This window comes from Sphingobacterium yanglingense, from assembly GCF_004363245.1.
Taxonomy (GTDB): Bacteria; Bacteroidota; Bacteroidia; order Sphingobacteriales; family Sphingobacteriaceae; genus Sphingobacterium; species Sphingobacterium yanglingense.
Genome location: NZ_SNYV01000013.1, coordinates 532,836 through 555,057 on the forward strand (window position 1 = coordinate 532,836; position 22,222 = coordinate 555,057).

At 38.3% G+C, this 22,222-nt stretch carries 21 protein-coding genes; 13 read left to right on the forward strand and 8 right to left on the reverse strand.

Going from position 1 to position 22,222, the window contains the following annotated elements:
- Positions 1-79: 79 nt before the first annotated feature.
- From CLV99_RS10595 to CLV99_RS10615, 5 genes are all read right to left on the reverse strand, one after another.
- Complete coding sequence (locus tag CLV99_RS10595; RefSeq protein ID WP_133584469.1) at positions 80-1,453, reverse strand: aryl-sulfate sulfotransferase; 1,374 nt, start codon at positions 1,451-1,453, stop codon at positions 80-82.
- The gene (locus tag CLV99_RS10600; protein WP_133584470.1) at positions 1,438-3,039 is read right to left on the reverse strand and encodes a SusD/RagB family nutrient-binding outer membrane lipoprotein; all 1,602 of its coding nucleotides are present in this window, start codon (positions 3,037-3,039) and stop codon (positions 1,438-1,440) included. The genes CLV99_RS10595 and CLV99_RS10600 overlap by 16 nt, the downstream gene beginning before the upstream one ends.
- A gap of 22 nt (positions 3,040-3,061) precedes the next feature.
- Entirely contained in the window at positions 3,062-6,523 is a 3,462-nt protein-coding gene (locus CLV99_RS10605) for a SusC/RagA family TonB-linked outer membrane protein (protein WP_133584471.1), read from the reverse strand.
- Between the two features lie 177 nt (positions 6,524-6,700).
- Positions 6,701-7,831 (reverse strand): FecR family protein, encoded by a 1,131-nt coding sequence (locus CLV99_RS10610; protein WP_133584472.1) that lies wholly within the window; start codon positions 7,829-7,831, stop codon positions 6,701-6,703.
- A 139-nt stretch (positions 7,832-7,970) separates the two neighbouring features.
- Positions 7,971-8,558: an RNA polymerase sigma-70 factor gene (locus tag CLV99_RS10615; RefSeq protein ID WP_133584473.1), complete on the reverse strand. Its 588-nt coding sequence runs from the start codon at positions 8,556-8,558 to the stop codon at positions 7,971-7,973.
- A 186-nt stretch (positions 8,559-8,744) separates the two neighbouring features.
- On the opposite strand from CLV99_RS10615, the gene CLV99_RS10620 reads away from it, so the two are divergent.
- From CLV99_RS10620 to CLV99_RS10665, 10 genes are all read left to right on the forward strand, one after another.
- Positions 8,745-8,930 (forward strand): CsbD family protein, encoded by a 186-nt coding sequence (locus tag CLV99_RS10620; RefSeq protein WP_133584474.1) that lies wholly within the window; start codon positions 8,745-8,747, stop codon positions 8,928-8,930.
- Positions 8,931-9,185: 255 nt separating this feature from the next.
- Entirely contained in the window at positions 9,186-9,788 is a 603-nt protein-coding gene (locus CLV99_RS10625; RefSeq protein WP_246032736.1) for a hypothetical protein, read from the forward strand.
- A 165-nt stretch (positions 9,789-9,953) separates the two neighbouring features.
- The gene (locus CLV99_RS10630) at positions 9,954-11,828 is read left to right on the forward strand and encodes a mechanosensitive ion channel family protein (protein ID WP_133584475.1); all 1,875 of its coding nucleotides are present in this window, start codon (positions 9,954-9,956) and stop codon (positions 11,826-11,828) included.
- A gap of 61 nt (positions 11,829-11,889) precedes the next feature.
- Entirely contained in the window at positions 11,890-12,552 is a 663-nt protein-coding gene (locus CLV99_RS10635; RefSeq protein ID WP_246032737.1) for an HAD family hydrolase, read from the forward strand.
- Positions 12,553-12,704: 152 nt separating this feature from the next.
- Positions 12,705-13,253: a chromate transporter gene (locus tag CLV99_RS10640; protein WP_133584476.1), complete on the forward strand. Its 549-nt coding sequence runs from the start codon at positions 12,705-12,707 to the stop codon at positions 13,251-13,253.
- 5 nt (positions 13,254-13,258) lie between these two features.
- Positions 13,259-13,807, forward strand: a complete 549-nt coding sequence (locus CLV99_RS10645) for a chromate transporter (protein WP_133584477.1) — start codon at positions 13,259-13,261, stop codon at positions 13,805-13,807.
- A gap of 98 nt (positions 13,808-13,905) precedes the next feature.
- A complete protein-coding gene (locus CLV99_RS10650; RefSeq protein ID WP_133584478.1) occupies positions 13,906-14,445 on the forward strand; it encodes a GNAT family N-acetyltransferase in 540 nt (179 codons plus the stop codon).
- Between the two features lie 8 nt (positions 14,446-14,453).
- Complete coding sequence (locus CLV99_RS10655; protein WP_133584479.1) at positions 14,454-14,741, forward strand: hypothetical protein; 288 nt, start codon at positions 14,454-14,456, stop codon at positions 14,739-14,741.
- Between the two features lie 719 nt (positions 14,742-15,460).
- Positions 15,461-16,159 carry an RNA ligase family protein gene (locus tag CLV99_RS10660; RefSeq protein ID WP_133584480.1) on the forward strand — a complete coding sequence of 233 codons (699 nt, stop codon included), beginning with the start codon at positions 15,461-15,463 and terminating at the stop codon, positions 16,157-16,159.
- Positions 16,117-17,268, forward strand: coding sequence for an AAA family ATPase (locus CLV99_RS10665; RefSeq protein WP_246032738.1), 1,152 nt, complete (start codon positions 16,117-16,119; stop codon positions 17,266-17,268). Before CLV99_RS10660 ends, CLV99_RS10665 begins: the two co-directional genes overlap by 43 nt.
- Positions 17,269-17,438: 170 nt before the next feature.
- Here CLV99_RS10665 and CLV99_RS10670 read toward each other — a convergent pair whose 3' ends face one another.
- Positions 17,439-18,215: an alpha/beta hydrolase gene (locus tag CLV99_RS10670; protein WP_246032739.1), complete on the reverse strand. Its 777-nt coding sequence runs from the start codon at positions 18,213-18,215 to the stop codon at positions 17,439-17,441.
- 374 nt (positions 18,216-18,589) lie between these two features.
- Here CLV99_RS10670 and CLV99_RS10675 point away from each other — a divergent pair, with 374 nt between their 5' ends.
- Entirely contained in the window at positions 18,590-18,790 is a 201-nt protein-coding gene (locus tag CLV99_RS10675; RefSeq protein ID WP_211348504.1) for a hypothetical protein, read from the forward strand.
- A gap of 142 nt (positions 18,791-18,932) precedes the next feature.
- Here CLV99_RS10675 and CLV99_RS10680 read toward each other — a convergent pair whose 3' ends face one another.
- The gene (locus tag CLV99_RS10680; protein WP_133584483.1) at positions 18,933-20,243 is read right to left on the reverse strand and encodes a DUF2931 family protein; all 1,311 of its coding nucleotides are present in this window, start codon (positions 20,241-20,243) and stop codon (positions 18,933-18,935) included.
- A 13-nt stretch (positions 20,244-20,256) separates the two neighbouring features.
- The gene (locus CLV99_RS10685) at positions 20,257-20,604 is read right to left on the reverse strand and encodes a winged helix-turn-helix transcriptional regulator (RefSeq protein ID WP_133584484.1); all 348 of its coding nucleotides are present in this window, start codon (positions 20,602-20,604) and stop codon (positions 20,257-20,259) included.
- A gap of 155 nt (positions 20,605-20,759) precedes the next feature.
- On the opposite strand from CLV99_RS10685, the gene CLV99_RS10690 reads away from it, so the two are divergent.
- Both CLV99_RS10690 and CLV99_RS10695 read left to right on the forward strand, forming a co-directional pair.
- Positions 20,760-21,398 (forward strand): peroxiredoxin-like family protein, encoded by a 639-nt coding sequence (locus CLV99_RS10690; protein WP_133584485.1) that lies wholly within the window; start codon positions 20,760-20,762, stop codon positions 21,396-21,398.
- Positions 21,395-22,198 carry a DNA alkylation repair protein gene (locus CLV99_RS10695; RefSeq protein WP_133584486.1) on the forward strand — a complete coding sequence of 268 codons (804 nt, stop codon included), beginning with the start codon at positions 21,395-21,397 and terminating at the stop codon, positions 22,196-22,198. The genes CLV99_RS10690 and CLV99_RS10695 overlap by 4 nt, the downstream gene beginning before the upstream one ends.
- The last annotated feature ends 24 nt before the right edge of the window (positions 22,199-22,222 follow it).

Sequence of the window (22,222 nt, forward strand, 5' to 3'; positions counted from 1 at the left end):
TAGCGATTTTGGAAAATAGGTGGTAAATAAAGATTGTCTAGATAGATTGGGGCCTATTTAAACAATCTTTATCTCCAATTTAATTTTTAAAAGGATTTAGAACATGTTCCATTCGATATACCCGATCTTTTAAGGAAATTCGGTTTATGACTTGTCCATTGGCGTTGAGAATGAGGCCTAGTCCCTTTACTGAGCTTGCTGTTAAAAAGTGATTTTGTGGTAATAAACTCACACTTCCCATAATGGCAGAGTAGTATGATTCGTCCAGTTTTAATTCTTTGGCTATCGTTGCTGTTTTTTGTGATTCATCCATATTGAATAACAATATACGACTGTATTTTCTATTATCCGAACCGTTATCAAATAGTAGGAGCTGCTCTTTATTGACCATGTGGGCGTAGTGTTGGTATAGGAAATTGTACTTGTGGTCCATTTTAATATCTCCTTTATCTCCTAATTTCCACATGACTTTTCCTGTTTTCGCGTTTATTTTCCAGATCTGATGTAATGCACGAAGAGATAGAATATAGTTGCTATCTTTATCCTGAAATACAGAGTTTATCCAAGGTTGATCTTTTAAATTGGAATCATATTCGTCTCTTACATCAAAGGTATTCCATTCCCATACTTTGTTTCCTTTGGCATCCCATTCCACCAAACCATCGCCTGGATATCCGCCTTGAAGGACATTGGTTATGGCCAGGTAGTTTCCTTTGTTATTGATAATGGCATCATGATGTATAGTCTTGTCAAAAGTGGTGTTACCTTTACGATGAATAAAAAGAGTATCCCCAGCCCAACTTCTTTCTATTAGTATGTTTCCATCTCCAAATGGGGTGTGGTCTTCATCCTCAATGGCTAAAATGGTGTTGTTTTGGGTTATCTTTACACTTTTTATGGTATTGGGGGTGCAGAGGTACCAAACAAGGTTTCCTTTGTTGTCTAGCAAGTACATACATCCTTGTTTTGTCATGCTGGCAAATAGATAGTATCCATCAATAGGATAGGGGAATGTACTTTCACTCTTGATATAAAACTCACTCACATGCTGCGGGATATCTGATGTCTTAAAGGTTCTTGTTGATTGTAGTTCTTCATGAGGCTTTCCGTTTCTCGTACTGTGAATACTATATTCATAGACTGCCTCCGGCTGTAGTTCGAGAAGAGAAAAACTATGTTCGTAAGCCGCATCAGACATAATCCATTGCTCATTATTATCCCGTTGTTTTCGAATTTTTAACGCTAGTTCGTCTTTTTGTTGTAGCTTGATGCGGATGCGCGCTGTTAAAGCTGCGTTTTCGTCGTGAATTACAATAGCTTCGATAAGGCGATTAGATTCTATGTCTGCTGTTTTCTTTGCACAAGAGATACAGTACATAAACCCTGTACCAAAGAGAATAAAGAGCAGGAGTTTGCCCCCTGCCTTTATTTTTGATTTTATTTGTCCCACCATACGCGTTTTAACCAATCGTTTTGTCCACCAATACGTGCTAAAGCCTCTTCTAGATTTTGCTTGTTTTGTATGGCCTCTGATTCTGGGTAGAAAAAGCGTCTAGGCATGATACCTCCGGTGCCACTTGTATACCAATCTACTGAAGTAAAATGCACGAGTTTCGGATATCCAGTTCTTCTATAGTTGGCATAGGCCTCAGCTCCATTTAAGAAGAAGTTGACCCACATCTGACTATGGATATGATCCATCCGTTGTTCAAAATCTGTCGGGAAAGGAAGGAATCCGATTTTGAGTTGATCAATCTCCGGTTGAGAAATGGATGGTGCATCTGGATAAAACTTCATCATCTCACAGCTAGCTTGTATCCCCTTTAGGAAGTGTTCTTCACTATTGGATAGCCCAGCCCAGCCTCGAGCCGCTGCTTCGGCTTTGAGAAATTCGACCTCAGCATAGGTGAAATGAAAGAAAGGAGCATCTAGTGCTGATACATAGATACTGGGTTGTAAGAATTTGAGATTGTGACCGACAAAAATTGAGTTTCCTTTGTCATCGGTAATATTACCATAATCTCCCCATTGGCTCCATGCCATAGCTCCTGGAGCTACGCCTAGCGGTTCTATAAATTTGGAGATGTCTGTGATGTTGGAAGACATCCCGATAATTCCATCACCTAGATACGTACCACCATAGATATGTAAGCGTGGATCATGCACATTCTTCATATAATCGACCAAGGTTCTGACTAATCTAAAACCTCCAGAAATAGGTTCGTTCTTAAATACCTGCGATCGTCCATTGCCTCTTAATTCGTCGTCCCTATAGCTGATGTTCATGTGTTTCATCATACAGATGTCTTGATTGCTACTCATAACCCCACTGCTCAGTGCTTGCTCAACTTGTTTTTTTGCTTCAGCTTGATTTACTTTGGTCAACCGAAATCCTAGACGAAGATGTAGTGAATTGGCAAAGCGTTTCCATTTTGATACATCGCCATTATAAAAAAGATCTCCCTGAACTTTTTCTTTGCTCTGGTTTAACTGGTTGACTGACTCTTGAAGCTCTTTGAAAAAGTCTTGGTAGATATCTTCTTGTTTGTCGTATTTGGGACGATAAATACGATTAGGATATCCTTTTACAGCATCAAAATAGGGAATGTCTCCATACATGTCTGTTAATCTAGAGAATATATAGACCCGTAATATACGACAGGCTGCATTCATGTTTACCATTTCCGGATCGGCAGACGTTTTATTGATGATGTCTTGAAGGTTAGTGAGTTCGCGGGCATATACGGTCTCCCAATGGCTGTACCAATGGTTTTTTTCTAAAATTTGATACATTCCCCCATGACGCGTCCACCATGCACCTCCTAGATGCTGGATGAGTGGAGATGCGATACCTAAGTCATATTTCCAAACATCTTCGCGGTCGCCAGAAAGGCCTGTTTGAATTTTTGTAAGTTGGTAGGCGGGATCTATTTGTTCAATGCCTACTGGATTAGTATTGAGTGATTCGAAGTTTTTTGTACAGGAATGGAGTCCAAAGGAGACTGCTACTATACAGATAGTGTATTTTAATGCTTTCATATTTTATTATTACTATAAAGGATTAGAAAACAGCCTTTAGATTAAAACCAAAATTACGACGTCCTGGCAGTGAGCCATATTCAAAGCCCTGACCATTTCCATTGTTATAATTGGATTCAGGATCTATGTTTTTTACTTTTTTATGTATAGTCCATAAGTTTCGACCGATGACACCAATTGATAGTTGTTGTAAAGGCAGATTCTTCATAAATGCTTTAGGTAGAATGTAGTTGATACCTATATCGCGCAGCTTAATATAACTGGCGTCATAGACAAATTCGCTAGGAATATTGCCAGAGACAACTTGCCAGTAGTTAGAAGGGTTCACGGGAACGGTGTTTTTTTCTCCCTGCTCGTTGACACCTTCACCAATAAATCCTCGGCCATCTTGTTGGATTCCTCCGGTTGGTAATCCAGCTTGTTCGGCGGCACGGATTTCCTGTTGGTATGAATTCCAGGAATCTCGTCCACCTAAGGTCGCCAAATGTCTACCTTCGGCATACATTCGTAAATTACTCATGGAATAGATACTGCCTCCTTGTCGGATATCTAGTACTGCTTTGAGGCTGATGCCTTTAAAGGAAATCTGATTGATCAATCCTCCTGTCCAATCGGGTAAACTGCTACCCAGCGATACGGGAGCATTGGTGAACAATGGAAGACCATCTACTCCATGTATTATTTCTCCTTTTTCGTTGCGTTGGTATGTGTTTCCGATAATGGTTCCAAAGGGTTTCCCTTTTTCTGCGATAATGTTTACGTTGGCCCATGTTGCCTGTGCTACTGTATAAGCATCTACATCTACGTAGAAATCCTGAACAGTGTTGTAGTTCTTTGAGAAATTGAAAGAAAGATCCCATTTTAAACCATTACTTAAGGCTAATGGAGTAGTCCTCAGCAAAACTTCAAAACCTGAGTTTTTAAGCTTTGCAGCATTGAGAAATGCGAAATCATATCCCGCCGATTTGGGGATAGGTAGGTCTACGAGAACATTGTCCGTGATTTCGTTATAGTAAGTTATGTCTAATCCAACACGATCGTTAAATAAACCGATGTCAGCCCCCAATTCGAAGGAGGTTTTACGTTGTGGTTTAAGTTCTTCTTTTGGGATACTACTGCCTAATATTTCTCCCATTGGGTAGCCATGTATAGACATCCCACTCATGGCATACATAAAACGTGTACGGTATGGATCAGCGTCTGAACCTACTTGTCCAAAAGAGGTTCTTAACTTGGCGTAACGTAGATAGGATGATTTGATGTCAAAAGCATCGGATACGACGAAGCTAAGGTCTGCAGAAGGGTAGAAGTAAGAATTGCTTTCTTTAGGAAGGGTAGATGACCAATCATTACGTCCCTGTAGATTTAGGAAGAGGTAGTTCTTGTATCCCAGTTCAAAAGAGCCGAAAAGTGATTGGTTTTCTTTCCTAGGATGTAGCGGTTTGACTACGAGTTGTTCAAAGTTATTGATGAGATCAATCCCCGGTGCACTGATTTGTGAACCTAAACTAATCATCTGCTTACGATCATACTTCATAATGTTACCACCGAGCATAGCGCCTACTTTCCAGTCCGTGTTTAGCTCTTTTTTGAAGTTTACCATAGCTTGATAATTGTCTTCTCTCACTTTGAGGTCATTGAGCTGAAGTTGGCCGGAGGTTCTAGCCGGGGTATGGAGGTCATAGAAGTTTTTGAAATCGAAATTATAGAAATCTGTTCCTGCACTTAATGAGGCATTCCAGTTTTCGTTGATTTGATAGTTCAATACGGCACCACCGCCTACACGCATTTTATCACTGTCATTTTTTGTTTTATTCAATGTCCAATAGGGATTGGCACGGTATTCATTTCCCGTGTAATTGATATGCCTACCTTCTTCATCTTCATAGGCCTGTAACCAAGATTGATCAAAGTTACCTGCTAATCCAATTAATCCAGTTCCTATGTTGTTAAGCTCATCACTCAAAGCAGGGCGGTTTTTTACGTTTTCACGCATGAGTGATGCCTTTACTTCCATCGTTATTTTGTCGGTCAGTTTTGCATCACCTTTGAATGAGAAGTTATTACGGTCATATCCGCTTTTGGGAATGATGTCCTTGCTATTTACGTTTGAGTAGGAGAATCTTAGGCTTCCATAGTCATTACCACCTTGCAAAGACAACGTATTGATATTGGTGACCCCTGTCCTAAAGAATCCTTCTACGTTGTTTTCAATGAATTTATAGGGACGCATGGTACCATCGCGCTGAACGATAGAGTCTAAGTCGGTGTATCGCGGACCCCAGTTATTAAAGATACGGGCATTCTCTGGTGTTAGGTGAGGTAGACCATTATTTCCTTGTCCGTATATTTTTTGTACATCTTCCTGTTTTGTAGATATATGGTCTGTGGTCAAGGAACTATTCACCTCGATTCCTATTCCTTTTTTTCCTTTTCCGCTTTTCGTCGTGATCAAAATGACGCCATTGAGTGCACGTGCACCATATAATGCGGCAGCGGAAGCTCCTTTTAATACGGATATATTTTCGATATCATTGGGATTGATATCCGCAAGCCCATCCCCAAGATCATATCCTCCTTGTTGGTCAGCACTGCCTATATTGCCGTTTATTGCTGGCACTCCATCTATTACGTATAATGGCTGGTTGTTGCCCTGAAGCTCACGAATTCCACGTATGACAACACGGCTTGATCCACTGGGGCCAGCAGAGGTTGTAGAAATGTCCACGCCAGCCACTTTACCAGCCAAAGAGGCAATAGGGTTTGCTTCTCCAAAGCCCGAGATATCATCTCCTGACACATCGGATACTGCATATCCGAGCTCTCTTTTCTGCCGTTTGATGCCTAGGGCAGTGACGACCACATTTGATATTTCCTGAGGTTGTTCTTTTAACGTTACTTGGATAGCGGTACGGTTGCCTAGCGGTATCTCCTGAGATGCATAACCGAGGTAACTTACTACAATTGTTGAATTGGGGGCTATATCTTGAAATGTAAAACCTCCATTGCTGTCGGATACTGTTCTCTTAGATGTTCCTTTTACATGTATACTTACTCCAGGAAAGGGGATACCTCGTTCGTTCATTATGTTGCCTTTCAACGTGATCTGTTGTAGTACTGTGACATGCTCTATGGGACGTCGACGAACGATTACAGTATTGTCTGTAATTGTATATTCTACGGGCTGTCCAGCGAAGCAAATATCCAATACAGCCCGGATATCTTTATCCTTGACCTGAATGTTTACAGATTTAGCATCTTTGAGCATAGGAGCATTATAAACAAAGTCATATTTCGTTTGACTGATTATTTTTTCTATGATATTGGACAAAGAGCTGTTCTTTTCCGTCAACGTTATCTTTTGTCCAAAAGATTTTGCTTGGACCTGTATCATAGCTACGACTGTTAATAAAAAGGTTATCTTGGTCATAATAAGGGTCTTGAAAGAAAAGATTCCACTTTTCTTAAACAAATTAATTTTCATACATTTGATTGGGTTTAATTGATTAAATGAAATACTATACGCTCATTTTTTCAACGATTACAACTCGTAGGCTGTTGCGTCTCCAGCGCACAGCCTTTTTGTTTGTATATCATTGTACTATTTCCTTAAGTCTTTATCATAAAATTGTTTTTAGGTTATTAATTCGGTTTATAATTTTTAAGGAGCCATGACTATGACTTTACGTCCTATTGTTTTGAATCTAATCGTTTGTGTGGCTTCTAGTTTATTGAGGATATCTTTAATGTTATCTCTTCTAAGTATTCTTGCGGAGTATTCCTTATCGCTCATTTCTCCTTCATATTGAACTTCGATGTCATACCAGCGTGCCAACTGTTGCATGATATTTCGTATTGGCATATCCTTGAAGTCGAAGTAGCCTTTTGTCCAGGATAGTTCGCTGTTCAAATCGACTTTTATGAGATCAATTGTCCCATTTTCATTATGGATATCGGCAACCTGTCCAGGTACTAGTTTCATTTTTGTCTTGGGTGTATTCAATTGAATAACACCTTCTAAAAGAGAGGCTCTTAAGTGATTTTTGTCGTAAGCATTTATGTTGAATTGGGTGCCTAATACCTCGATCTGGGATTGTTGTGCAGTGACAATGAAAGGGCGGTTTTTGTCTTTCACTACATCAAAATAAACTTCGCCTTCGATAGATACTTTTCGTTGTGCCCCAATGAAGGGTAGGGTAAAACGAATGACACTTTGTGCGTTAAGAATCACTTTGGTACCATCCGGTAGTGTCATATGGTATTGTGCCCCTTTGGGCGTTTCTAAACTCGTATATTTTGGAGTGACATCTTCTGTGTGCTCAGGATCGTTCAATTTTAACTGCCCATCGGAGACTGTATAAAGTGAGGATCCAATTTTACCTTTATGATGTGTTTCCAAATCAATGGAGTTACCGTCATGCATTTTCAAAATAGCTTTGTCAACACCAGGTATTATTTCGGTTTGAACTAGAGATGCTTCCGTTTTTGGAACTTTGTGATAATGGCTTATCCAAGCTATTCCTAAGGCCAGTAAGATGCTCGCTGCGATCGCCACACGGGTCCAAGGAAATGATTTAAATCGGCTAGTTTGGGAGTGAACACGGACTCCAATCTCTTGTTTGGTCTTGAGCAGTACACGATCGAGTATGTCCTCTACCTCTTCCGTATCAGTCCACTCGACTTGAGTATGGTCCTTGCTGCGGTACCAGTTTAGCAATTCCTGCTGCTCCGTAACTGTAGCAGTGCCGTCTATATAGCGTTGGATAAGTTCCTGCAGTTTGGTATCCTTCATTTTTATTTTTCTTATATCTGATAAAAGCCTGTTCTTTGTGGTTCATATGGTTATATGAGCGTTATATTATAACTCGTTGGGTGCTTTTATATAGAGGATAGTACGATAAGGGAAGGATTACCCTTAGTCGATAAGGATTTTATTTTATTATTTTTTCTAAAGCGCTGCTAGCTAGCAATATAAATATGCCATTGTCATTGAGATATCTTCGAACTGATTTGAGTGCTTTAGTGAGATGAGCCTCTACAGTCTTTTCAGAAATCTTCATTTTTTCAGATATTTCTCGGTTATTTAATCCTTCTTCGCGACTGTATCTATATACAAGGTTACATTTTTCGGGGAGCTGTTCTACGGATTCGTTGATGAGTTCTTGGAGAAATTTAGCATGTAGTTTTTCCTCGAAATGAGCATGATCAATGGTGATGTTCTGATTAATAATTTCTTGTCGTCTTCGTTCCTTATATATTGCTTTGAAGACGGAGAATCGTATAGCTGTAGCAAGATAGGGTTGGAGTTTTTGTACATTTAGTAAATCCCGCTTATCCCATAGCCCTACAAAGACTTCCTGTACAAGTTCCTCTGCAGTTTCCTTATTCTTACAATAGTTATAGGACATTATAAACAGCTTTTTACTATACCGCCTATAGATTTCAGTAAACGCAGAATCGTCTCCATCTTTTAATAGAGAAGTTAGGGAAATATCTGATAAGGTTTCATAATTGGACATAAAGTTATCTCGGATATTTCTGTAAATATATACAAATAAAGTTGAAAGGTGAATATAAGCAGGTCAACCACTTAATAAACGGTAGATTCTAGAAAAAAGTAAAAAAATCTAAACGTTTATGCAGGGTAGCTGTTCTATTACCGAAACAACATATTAAAAATCATAATAATAGAAAGGAGAAAAACTATGAGCAAATTGACTTGGAAAGGCCGTTGGAATGAATTGAAAGGAAAAGTAAAACAGCAGTATGCAGATCTGACAGATGATGATTTGTTGTATGCGGAAGGAAAAGAAGAGGAATTGTTGGGTAAATTACAACAGAAAACAGGAAAGACCAAAGATGAGGTTGAAAACTGGTTGAATGGCTTGTAGTCTATAAGCTTTTATAGAGACCTAAAAAGAGCCCTTTCCTACAGACAGGGCTCTTTTTTCTTTGGATGTAGACCGTACTGATATGGTTCTATCAAAGTAGGCTCAAGATGTTTTTTTAAATATTTATACTCTTTTAAAATATGAAAGAACGAATTGTAAATTTTGTGTTGACTTGAATCTATTTATGGTTTATTTAGTTCCTGTATTTATCATGAAGTGGTCACTTTGTAGTGCATTTCATTTAATTGGTGATTTATGGAACAAAATAAACAATTGGAAATAAAAAGAGTTATTTTGAAAATTTATGGGTTTCTATCCGCCTTGTTAGTAACAGATCTTGTGGCCTATTTCGGCTTTGAGATTAGTCTAAAAGGGTATTTTGCTGATATTATTCTTTTTTGGTTGTGGTGGTTAGGCAGTTTTTTGATAGTTGTCATTTTTTGGAAAAGACTTTTAGCTAAGTTATTCTTGATAGGGATGGTGTCCTTTGTCTTATTGAGTATGTTGCCGATGGGATTGCCATTTTATGCGCTTGTACTATCTACGACACCTTTGGGCTTATGGTTGAGTAAGGATCTGAATTCAAGTTACAGGGGGCAGATTGTCTCCTACAGCGTGATGGTTCCTCCTTGGTTGGAGGTTATGGAAAAGAAAGGAGTAATAGAAAGACGTGTGCTTCAATGTAAAGACAGGGAGTTGCTCGATGACCGTTTAGATGTGAAAATGCGTAATGCAAGAGATATATCTTTTGATAGTGAAACGGATACTACATTGACATTGAAGCTGTTTTACACGGGGGCGCAGAAGACACTGGTTTTTGACAAAAGAACTGGAGCGATAAGAAATAAGTCCTACTAATCTGTGTATTTATTTGGTTGTTATAAACCTTTAGGCTTTTTGGATGGTTACTAAGATGATGGCATATTTCAATAAGTGATAGTAACCGTTAAAAATAAAAAACAATTATGTTTCCGGCTTAAGAATAAAGTCGCTACTTTGGTAGCAATCTAAAATGAAATAGGCATGAAATTGCGGTTATATAGTTTGCTCCTGGGGTTTGTGTTAAGTAGTTCTTATGTATGGGCTCAGACGGAAAAGAAAGAAGATACAACAACCTCTGACTCCATTAAGAAGGAAATCATCTCAAAAGGTGAGACTACCTTGTTGGAAATGCGCAAGCAACAGAATGATGATTCACTGCGTAGAAAGTACCTGGAAAATGAGTTGCTTTCCTCAAGAAGGACGGATGTGTATGAACAACGAAAGCTAATAGAGGAACTTGCTTTCTTAAAGAGCAAGGACTCTCTGTTGATTGCTAAACGGCGACTAAAAGTCGATTCGTTAAGAGCAGTCAATAAAGGAGCTCCGGTGGCTCCTTTTAAAGATACTCTTTTTACTATTTTCAATTCAATAGGAAGTTATTCTGCTAAAGAACGTGCTGCTGGAACTGCAGAACGAATTGAACAGCTTGAGGCCAATTATGAGTTTAAATCAGATTCGTTACTAATTCGACAGACTGAAGACAACTGGCTTTTGTTGTGGCGTGATCAAGTGATTTTGAGTGTAAATGAGCAGGACGCGTTGTGGGCGAATAAAGAGGCCGGAGAATTAGTAGCCTCTTACAAAACAACCATTGCACATGCGATTGATCAGTATCGAGAAGAAAATAGCTTTAGTCGCTTGCTGACTTCTACGGGAATAGCAATTGCCGTTATACTTGGTGTAGTCGTTATTATCGTTGGGCTTAGGAAATCTGTCAATTTGTTGAAATTGAGAATGATTAAGTCTAAGAAAAGACGATTTAATGGTATTGTAATAAAAGGTTATCAACTGGTGTCACCAGCGCAAGAGATGAAGTTTATCTGGTTGATTACTGGTATATTACGATGGTTGTTGATATTGACAGTGATATATCTAGCACTACCCATACTATTTAACCTATTTCCATCGACCAAAGGTTATGCTCCTATTTTGATAGGTTATTTTATGTCGCCTCTTAAGAAAGTAGCACTGGCGATGATTGATTATTTTCCAAACTTTGTCACTATCATCGTAGTTTATCTGGTATTTCATTATGCATTAAAAATGTTTAAATACTTTGCTGATGAATTGGCCAATGGTTCACTAGTGATTAAGGGATTTTATGCAGATTGGGCGCTTCCTACTTATCATATTTTGCGCGTATTGCTCTTAGCTTTTTTCTTTGTCGTTGTATTTCCTTATTTGCCAGGGTCTGAATCTCCTATATTCCAGGGTATTTCTGTCTTTATTGGCGTGTTGTTTACCTTTAGCTCTGCAGGTGCTCTTGGTAATATTGTCGCCGGTCTGATGTTGACCTATATGCGGTCCTTTGTCATCGGTGATCGAGTCAAGTTTGGTGACGTAACGGGAGATATTGTAGAAAAATCACTGTTGGTTACGCGTATACGTACACCGAATAATGAAGTTGTATCGATTCCCAATTCTCAGATTATGAGCAATCATACGATAAACTATAGTGCTGAAGCTGGTCAACAAGGGTTGATTATTAATACGAAGGTAGCGATGGCCTATGATGTACCATGGCAGACGTTTCACGAGCTTGCTAAAGCGGCTGTGTCACGTACGGAACTTTTAGAATCTACTCCAGAGCCTTTTATATTTCAAAGCAGTCTAGACGATTTTTATGTTACCTATCAAGTAAATGCTTATACAAAGCATCCGCATAGGCAAGCATTTATCTATTCGGAATTGCATAAACACATAATGGATGTATTTCATGAGGCTGGTATAGAAATGGTATCTCCAAAATATCATGCAGTACGGGATGGAAGTGTAAAGGATATGCCAGAAAAGTATAGGGGAGTGCCCGTGCGACCATTTCACGTGGATGTAAAAGAGGTCAGGGATAAAGAATAATTTTTTGTTCTGGTTTTAGAATTCGTTGGTTGAAAAGAAATTCAAATAGGGAGTCGATAAGATGATGTTTAGCGCTAAGTATAAGAATATCTTGTTGGATCTGGATGGAACGCTCACGGATCCTGCAGAGGGGATTACTAAAAGCATTGCCTATGCTTTGGAGTCGATGGGGATTTTGGTTGAGGACCTGAATGACTTGAAACGTTTTATAGGTCCTCCTTTGAAAGATACATTTATAACAGCGTATGGCTTTGATGAGTCTGCTGCCTTTCAAGCGGTATCGAAGTATCGTGAACGTTTCGCGGCTGTAGGGCTTTACGAAAACCAACTATTCGAGGGTATTCCTTCGCTGTTGGAATCGCTAAAGCTAGAAGGCTATGATTTATTTTTGGCCACTTCTAAGCCAGAGGTATTTGCGATAAAGATTCTACAGCATTTTCAACTGGATTCCTTCTTTAGTTTTATCGGTGGCGCTGCACTTGATGAGTCTCGTCCAAGCAAAGGGCATGTTATTGATTATGTAATGAAAAAATCTAATCTAACCCTGGTTGAAAAATGTGTGATGATCGGAGATCGTGAGCATGATGTATTAGGTGCAAAACGTTTTAATATGTCTAGTGTAGGTGTGCTTTATGGGTTTGGGGATCGAGAGGAATTAGAGCAGGCAGGAGCCGATTATATTGTGGATAGTATACCTGAATTGGAACGGTTGTTAATGGGTTGAAATAACGGATTCTTATTGTTTTTATAGGCATTGTAAACTCGCTGTTAATTCGTTTTTTTAAACAGTTTTTTGTATATTTATAGTTGTGTAATCGAGGTGTTTTACAACGATATATGTATAGTGAGATAGCCTTTAAAAACCCGTTACATTTCATGCATTTTAAACTCTTCTGTCAATTTACAAAGATCGGTCTGTTTACTATTGGAGGTGGCTATGCTGTCATCCCTTTAATAGAAAAAGAAATCGTCAACCAAGGATGGCTTGACCGTACGGAATTTTATGAATTGCTCGCGATTACAGAATCTCTCCCCGGTGTATTTGCTACTAATATCGCAGCTTTGGTGGGATATAAAGTATCTGGTGTCCGAGGGGGAATTTTAGCTGCTCTTGGAACTGTAATAGCTCCCTTTTTTATTGTTATTCTAGTTGCCGCATTTTTTGGAAAGGTACAGGACAATCCCTATGTTGTCAAAGTGTTTAAAGCACTACGTCCTGTTGTAGTTGGACTGATTGCTGCCCCTTGTTATACAGCCTTCAAGGCTAATAAAATGACTCTTAAAAGCTTGATTATCCCTATAATAGCTTTAATACTTATGTTTTTCTTTCATCTTTCTCCGGTATGGGTCATTGTTTTTGGATGTGTAGGGGGAATTCTTTACCATAAGTTCAAGGGAGAGCAACGGCAATTGCCTAAAAATTAGCTAAAATGATATTTTATAAACTCTTTTGGGTATTTACAAAAATAGGTTTTTGGGGATTCGGTGGAGGCTATGCAATGCTATCCCTGATTCAGGAAGAAGTTGTAGATCGAAATAGTTGGATGACTAAGCAGGAATTTACCGACCTCGTAGCGATTTCGCAGCTTACTCCAGGGCCCATTGGTATTAATACAGCAACCTATGCTGGATACAGTACTTTGATACATGCAGGATATTCCCATCCGATAGCCATCGTGGGAGCGGGGATGACAACCATTGCTTTATGTCTACCTTCCTTTGCAATGATATCAGTGATATCTTATTTCTTCTTAAAATTTAGATCTAATAGGTATTTTTCTTTAGCGATGGATGGTGTCCGGCCTATCAGTCTTGCTTTAATTGCTTTAGCAGCTCTCTCGCTCACCAATGGAGATAATTTTATTGATTATACGAGTCCTATCCTATTTATTACAGCTATAGTATGTTCAGTCAGATTTAAAGTTCATCCCATTCTTATACTGTTAGGGGCAGCACTTGTTGGACTTGTTATATATTAATTGGAGTATATTTGTGTTATTTTAGTTTAATAAACGGCGCGATTTATGTTTTGACTTTCTATATTTAGTTAATTTAGTTTACTCAAAGAAATAGATATATGAGATTTAACACACAACCTACTCTTGAGAACGAGCAAGTCATTCTATTACCGCTACAGGAGGGAGATTTTGAAGATTTGTATAGCGTAGCCTCCGATCCAGAAATATGGACTCAACACCCTAGCAAAGATCGTTGGAAAAGAGATGTCTTTGAAGTGTTTTTCGAAGGAGCAATGCAGAGTAAAGGAGCTTTTAAGATTATTGATAAAAAAACGGGCGAGGTGGTAGGAAGTACAAGGGTATATGATTTTGATGAATCTAATAATAGTATCTTTGTTGGTTATACCTTTTACGGGGTGTCCTATTGGGGCACAGGTGTTAATAAAGGGGTAAAAAAGCTGATGTTGGATTATCTTTTTCAATTTGTTTCTAAAGTTATGTTGCACGTCGGTTCGGAAAACCTAAGGTCACAAATTGCTGTAGTACGTCTTGGTGCGGAAAAAGTTGGAGAGGTAGAAGTAGGATATTACGGCGAAGTTCCGAAGATTAACTACGTTTATGAAATCACCAAAAGTAGCTGGAGTAAAAATACGATATAATAGAGCTAATGGAAAAAAAAGAACTTTATCCTTTTCTTAAAGATATACAGATTAAAATAACTCAGAATGATAATCAACAGGATTTAATAATGGTTTATGATAAGGTTGATGAGGTAATTAAGGACCATGATTTTTATCACCAGACTCCTTACTTTTTATCAGAATGGCTTATTCTAAAGGAGCAGGTTTTAAGATCTGACTCCGAATCATTGGGATATTTCGAACGGTTTTTAGAGAATATAATGTATGAAAGTGCTACGGGCGTATATTCAGCATATGCGGACAGTAATCCCTAAAAAAGCTGTTTCAGCTAGTGAAATGGATGATGGGGCTAATTTCTTTGACTATTCGTTCGTAATAAACCTCCGAAAGGAGAATACTCCTGTAAGACAGGTTGCTAACAGCGCATGTATTACAAACTCAACCTTTCCTACAGGAAGGATATAGTTGGATATGAAAAGCATAACAAGGAAGTAAATTGCGAAATAGGTAAATAGCAGTATTACAAAAGGCTTGATCTGTAGCATAATTTTAAATATTAGCTGTGCATTGAAAATTAATTTCGGGCATTTGAACTATTATTGACTTCTTAACGCGATGCACTAAAACACGTTGTTAAGGAGTCTTTTACTTATAAGAACGCTTTTTTCTTAGAATTGTTTATTTTATAAGCCATATACTTGTTTTCCAGGATATAAACTTTGTGTTCCTAAGCGATTCTTGGATGAAGTTAGGGAATAGAAACCTAATTTTGAAGGGCTTTACAAAAGCATAATAATTTGATAATCCGTATGATGTTTTCAACTATAGTTTTTTAAATGGTAAAAACGGTTTTGTGATTGTCTCCTAATTTTTTACTTTTGCCTCATCGATCATTAAAGTTGAAAAGATTAAAAATAAAAGTCATGTAATACATTGTCAATATTCAGAAAGAGAGTTAGTTGTTTGGAAGAGATTTCGACAGCTGCTATTCTTATGGTTTGATAGATGTATGTTATACTTTGAATTTTATAAAATGGAATCAACAAAATATGGTCGTACCTACCATTTCCCTTTTTCACCGGGGACAAGCAGTGACGATCGTTTTAATCATAATTATTGGGAAGATATACAGCGCTTTTCGGAGTTGTTGTATACTGAAAAGTTGGATGGAGAAAATAATTGTCTATCCAAACGGGGCGTGTTTGCAAGATCCCATGCGGCTCCAACAATTTCACCTTGGACAGCACAACTACGCGAGCACTGGGCTAGTCTTAAAAACGACTTGGGGGATTTGGAGTTTTTTGGTGAAAATCTATATGCTGTACACTCGATTGAATATACTAAGCTAGAGCATTATTATTATGTATTTGCCGCACGTATCAAAGATATGTGGCTTTCCTGGGAGGAAGTATGCTTCTATGCAGCATTGTTTGACTTGCCTATGGTCCCGGTATTGAAAAAGACGAGCGTAAAGGAGTTAAGTGCGGATCAGCTTCGGTCAGATGTGGAGAAATTGGCAGGTCAGGTTTCGACGTTTGGGTCTATCGATCCAAAGACAGGAGAAGTATGTACTTCTGAAGGGTTGGTATGTAGAAATGTGAATGCTTATTCCGTGGCCGAGTTTCCGCATCATGTTTTTAAATATGTAAGGAAGGGACATGTGCAGACGGATGAACATTGGACAAGATCGTGGAGAAGAACACCACTGATTTGGGAAAGGGGGGGACTGTAATGATTTGGAAATTGACAGAAAGCAAGGAGTGGGAGATTTTAGAAAAGAAATTCTCTTGGGTTGATGATATGCAGGATGTACCTCAGGACTCTTTGCATCATGCAGAAGGAAATGTGGCTGTACATACGCAGATGGTCATAGACAGTCTACTGAAAGATACTGATTTTCAGTGTTTAGATGAGCAACAGAAAGAGGTGCTCTGGACATCAGCGTTAATGCATGACATCGAGAAACGGTCTACGACATTAGTTGATGCCGTGGGGCGGGTGAGTTCGCCTAGTCATGCGCGAAAAGGTGCTCAGACTACACGTAAAATTTTGTTTAGAGATTTTGATACGCCATTTAATATCCGAGAGAAAATTGTGTCACTAGTACGCTATCACGGGCTTCCTCTATGGCTGATGGATAAACCTGACCCTATGAAAAGTGCTTTGGAAGCCTCTCTACAATTGGATTTGAGCCACTTGAAAATCTTAGCGAAAGCCGATGCTAAAGGCCGAATTTGTCAGGATATGGATGCATTACTGTATGCGTTGGAGATGTTTGAGCTGTATACTAAAGAAATCGGATGTTGGCAGTCTGCACCTAATTTTAAGACTCCTAATGCGCGTTTTACCTACTTTAACACCTTAGATGGTTATGTGGATTATGTTCCCTTTGATCGTTTCAAATCGGAGGTCATCGTATTATCAGGGCTACCAGGAATGGGTAAGGATTATTACATTTCGAAGTTGGATAAGGATCTGCCTGTTATCAGTCTGGATGATATACGCAGACAATATCGTATTGAGCCAACGGATAAGAAAAGGAACGGTTGGGTGGTACAGGAAGCAAAGGAAATGGCGAAAAAGTATCTTCGAACAGGTCAGGGATTTATATGGAATGCAACAAATATCACCGCATTGATGAGAAAGCAACTTGTTGATTTGTTTGTCGATTATCAGGCTTATGTGAAGTTGGTTTATATTGAGAAACCTTACGGTATTTGGCGGACGCAGAATAAGAATAGAGCGTATCCTTTGCCCGATATAGTATTGGATAAAATGTTACATAATCTGGAGGTACCTCAACTGACCGAAGCCCATGAAGTTAGTTATGAGGTGTATTGACAATAATGCTTCAATGAATAGAAAGAGCAGTAGCTTGTCGACAGCGACTTTAAAATTCATTAGCAAGATTGTTGGGATACTTCCAAAATCTAAAATGTTGGCAGGCATTAGTGGATATACTCTGTGATGGGGTTTTTAGTAGTTTTTGTTAGAATAGAGGAAGGGCGGTACTATTGGTACGTTGTTTTGGGATATAGTTTTTTGAAAGCATTGTATACCGCCTGATGGATTACCGTCGCGTGTATCTCGTCAGGCATATAATCAAAGACAATATTCGTGTTCTTGTTATTTCTAAGGATGTTATATAGGCTTTCGGCTTCCAAATACATTTTGGTGTCTTCTTCTCTGTTAGGAACACCTAAATAAACATTAACTTTCTTTTTTAGATTTTCCTTTAGAAGTTGTTCTGCGTTCTTTAAGAGTAGCTGTTCTCCCCACCAAAGGCTAGGGCTAACAATAATATAATCGTTAAATAGGTTGGGACGATTTAGAAGAATTTCTGTAGCCAGAAGTCCGGCCAAAGATTCTCCAATGATCGTCTTCTTAGTCGTAGTCTTGTACGATTGATTTATATAGGGTTGTAGCTCTTCTTGAATAAAGTCTATAAATTTGCCAGAACCACCGTATTGGGGGAAACTTGATTTTTGAAAACCTTCTTTCTCTATAAAGTCGGTATTCTCAACGGCAAAAGTAAAATCTCTACGCCTTGTATTACCTTCTATGCCAACTACTATTGAACGCGGAAAACGGGCAATCCAGGGTTGAGTGTTGAAATGTACAGTCCCAGCTACGTGCAACCAATCTTCTTTTTTTCCGCCATCCAATACATAAATCACCGGATATTTAACGGTATCCAGTGCATTATATTCTTCTGGAAGGTATATGTTTAGCGTCCTTTTTTCATTCAGTATTTTAGATTCTAAAAGTTCAGATTTACCGATGATCAAGGGAGCGCTTTTACTTTGGCAAAAACATAGACTCGTGTAAAAAAGAGTTGTTAAAAGAATAAGTGCTTGTTTGATTGACATAATCTGTATACTGAATAAAATAGATGTAGCGCTATATTTGATTGGATAGACCAATATAGCTTTATTAACACAAAGCCAAACCTACATAAATTCGCAGTTAGACGCAAAAAAATGTGTAGTAATATAAAAGCGAATTTTGTAGCTCTCCTCATCTATTTAGAATCTTTTTTAGAGGAAATATAATGTGAAAAGAGCATATAAATTTAAGAAGAGTTTCTGTTTTCTATTTTGGAATATGGTTTCCCGTATTGTTAAAGAACACGATTCTCTTAAATTTGACAGAAAAGCTATTTATGCGAATCACTGCTCAACAACATTTGATTGAAGATATACTGGACGCTATCACAACGAGTAGCTATGGTATAGGTATCGGACTGAAATGTGATGTGACCTCTAAGCTGGATGGAGATAATTCTTATATTGAGTTTGTCCCTAAAAAAGGTTGCTCTATTGATATAAAGGATTGGTTTTGGTTTGGCTACCATATTAGATAATCAGTCGATCCTTTTTTCTATAGACACTTGAATCCTAGTTATTCATTTAACAAGGGAAATGTGTGTGTGTGCACCGTTCAATATTTCTTAAAGACCAGCTTTTCTCAATTTTGGATTGTTTTATTCAATGTCGAGAAATAAATTATCTGTTATAAATATTAACGGCCGTCATGTTTTCAAAATATAGTGTGTCAGATTTTGTTTGTAGTCTGATAGAAGTCTGTTTAAGGTCAGGACTGATATTTAATACTAAGTCTATCGGTTCGTCAGGATGCTGTGTCGTAATTTGATCAAAAAGTCTAAATACTTCGCTCTCATCAAATTCTAGGTAGGCATTATGTTTTTTTCCATCTTTGAAGAACGTAAAGTTTAGATAGTCAGGTATAGCTTGTGGCGCATACTGCTGTTGTGTAATTTCTTCATTAAAGAACTGGTATCTTTCACCATTAAATAAGCGGAACTTCAGTTGTGCCTTTGTTTGTCCAAAATCGTTTATAGTAATTCTCCAGTTGTTTTTTTTACGGTATTTGCCTGTCCAGGTTCCGAATGGAATAGGTCGGTTGTTATGTACTATTTTTCTAGATTGAACATTGTCCTCACAAAGGCAGGTATCATGGAGTACCTGCTTGCGTATCTCATCTGTTACTAGGTCATAGTCTTTTAGTTGATCGATGCTTAGTTCTGTTGCTTTGAATACTTCAATCTCTCGGGTATCATTAAAACTTGAAATCCATAACACAACATCTCCTCCTGGTGCAATACCTGCAATGAGCTCGTTGTAATTGGACTGTATAATTTGATCCAACTTACCACTCATGTCATGCTTTAGCCCTTGTTTGAAGTACTCGGATATTTTTGACTTATTTAATTTTGTATTTAAGCTGTAGTATTTGTTTTCTAGAAAAGAATACCAGTACAGCCTCAAACTATCCGGTATTACGATTGGACCTTCATCTGAAGATTTGAAGGTTGTTTCTCCATTGCCCCATTGATTCGAATAAACCTTTTGAGTTTCCAAAAGAGTGACCGGGTTACGATCTCCCTTTACACTCATGACAAATCGACTTTCAGAAAGCAATTGTACAGGGTAGCCTTCAGGCGTTGCTATTCCTTGCTGATAATCGTATTTTTCTGTTTGCAAGTAGACACGCTCATTACTATATCTTGCGCGCTCTTCCTTAGAAGTAGCCCATAGTGAGATAACACATGTTATCATAAAGCATATTGCGGTAATATTGAAGGCAAGAGCTTCTTTATTAAAAAACCAACCTATTAGTAGAAAGATGAGAAATTGAATAGGAATAGCGAGTAGTATCAGTGCGGCAACTAACAGCTCCTGTGGTACATAGGAACTGTTGTGAACAATTTGAAATCGTAGAAAAAAGAAATAAATAAGCAAATTGACTAATCCAACACCAGTGGCAAGGAGAAAGAGTTTGAGATAGTAATTCATTTGTATTGCTGTTTTATTTGTCTTTTTTGATTGACGTCTCTAATAATGTCTCACCCCAGGCGTTTAATTTCCACAGTACCTCTACCAATTTGTCTCCAAGGGGTGTGAGCGAATACTCAACACGAGGCGGAAGTTCGTTGAAGCTTTCTTTTTGTAGAATACCAGCTTGCTCAAGTTCTTTTAGCTGTTGGTTGAGCACACGTCTGTCTACTTTTGTAATTCCTCTTAATATTTCGCTTGGTCTTTTCTCGCCCTCATTTATGCGCCATACAATGGGAACTTTCCATTTTCCACTAATCGCATTGACCGCAAATTCTAACGGACAAATTTTTTCTTCTATTGCTCTTTCCTTTATTTTCATCAGTTGTTTTATTTTTTTATTGGATGATGGGAGCTTCCCCGATGTTATCGTGATCGGTTTCACAAAATTGACTTTTTTATCCCATAGGGGCAATAATATGCGGTATTGTGGATTCCAATTTACTTTTAAAACTTTGTAAAAATAATAAAGAAAAAATGAAAAAATTAGCCGAACAGATTAATACCCTGAATGAAAGTTTAGCAGAACAACTTCCAGTAGAAATTTTGGAGATATTTGGTCGATCTATTGCTGACTTGCAAGCTCAGAAATATAAAGAGAACAGCATTCTAGTAGGTCAGACATTCCCTGAATTTCGTTTACCTAATACCAACGATAAAGATGTTGCGTTAAAAGACATTTTAAAAAATGGAAAAGCGGTCGTTGCTTTCTTTCGTGGCAGTTGGTGCCCTTATTGTAACTTAGAGTTGAAGGCTTTACAGGAGAACCTAAAGGCGATCACCGATAAGCAAGCTACGCTTGTGGCAATTTCACCGCAAATTGTTACTCATAATGTGTTGATGAAGACGGACTGTCGGTTGGAATATGAGTTGTTGACGGATAAGGACAATATATTGGCTAAGGAAATAGGAATTAGTTTTGGGCTTCAAGAATATGTTATTCCAACTTACGAAGGGTTAGGAATAGATCTGTCGATATACAATGGTAACTCAAATAATGAGCTACCTATGCCCGCAGTTTTTTTGCTAGATACAGACGGTACTATTTTATATAAATTTGTAGAAGAAAATTATATGCAAAGAGTTGATATTGAAGAATTGATTGGAAACCTATGAGTGAAAGTAAACGAAAAGGAGCAAGAAGTACCAAAGATATTCCTGTAGAAATATTAGAACAGCTTAATCGCGGTGAGATTGAAACGGCCAACCTTGTGGAGTGGTTGGCCGTAGACCAAAGACTCCTATTAGAGAATTTGTTGATTAGTAATAATCGGACGGTATATCTTGAGCCTATTTTGTCGAAAATCAATGATTTAGAGAAGAAGACGGTCAATACGATTAATGAAGTAATAGGAGTAACGATTTTCAAACAAGCTGTAGCGAATAATGATTATGAGTTTCTTGAAGTATTAGCCAATCATAAGGCCGATTTGATACGTTGTTGGGCAACCTATACGATTGGTCAGGATGAAAAACTCTCTATAGCGGAGTCGCTAAGTCGGATACAACCTTTTGCGGCAGATCTTCATTTTGGGGTACGGGAAATTTGTTGGATGGCATTAAGAAATAAAATAGCTCAAAACCTGGCTGAGAGTATTGATATACTTTCGGAATGGACTACGAGTTCTGATGATAATGTAAGGCGATTTGCAACGGAGGCTATTAGACCTCGCGGGGTATGGTGTACACATATTAACGAACTGAAAGAAAAACCGGAGTTGGCACTACCGGTATTAGAACGATTGAAAGCCGATAGCGCAAGGTATGTCCAAGATAGTGTTGGGAATTGGCTGAACGATGCGAGTAAAAGCCAACCACAGTTTGTTAAGGAATTGTGCAAACGATGGGAGAGTGAAAATACGGGTAAGGAGACTGCGTATATAGTCAAGAAAGCGCTAAGAACGATTAATAAATAATCTAGTCGCCTCCTTCTTGATTGT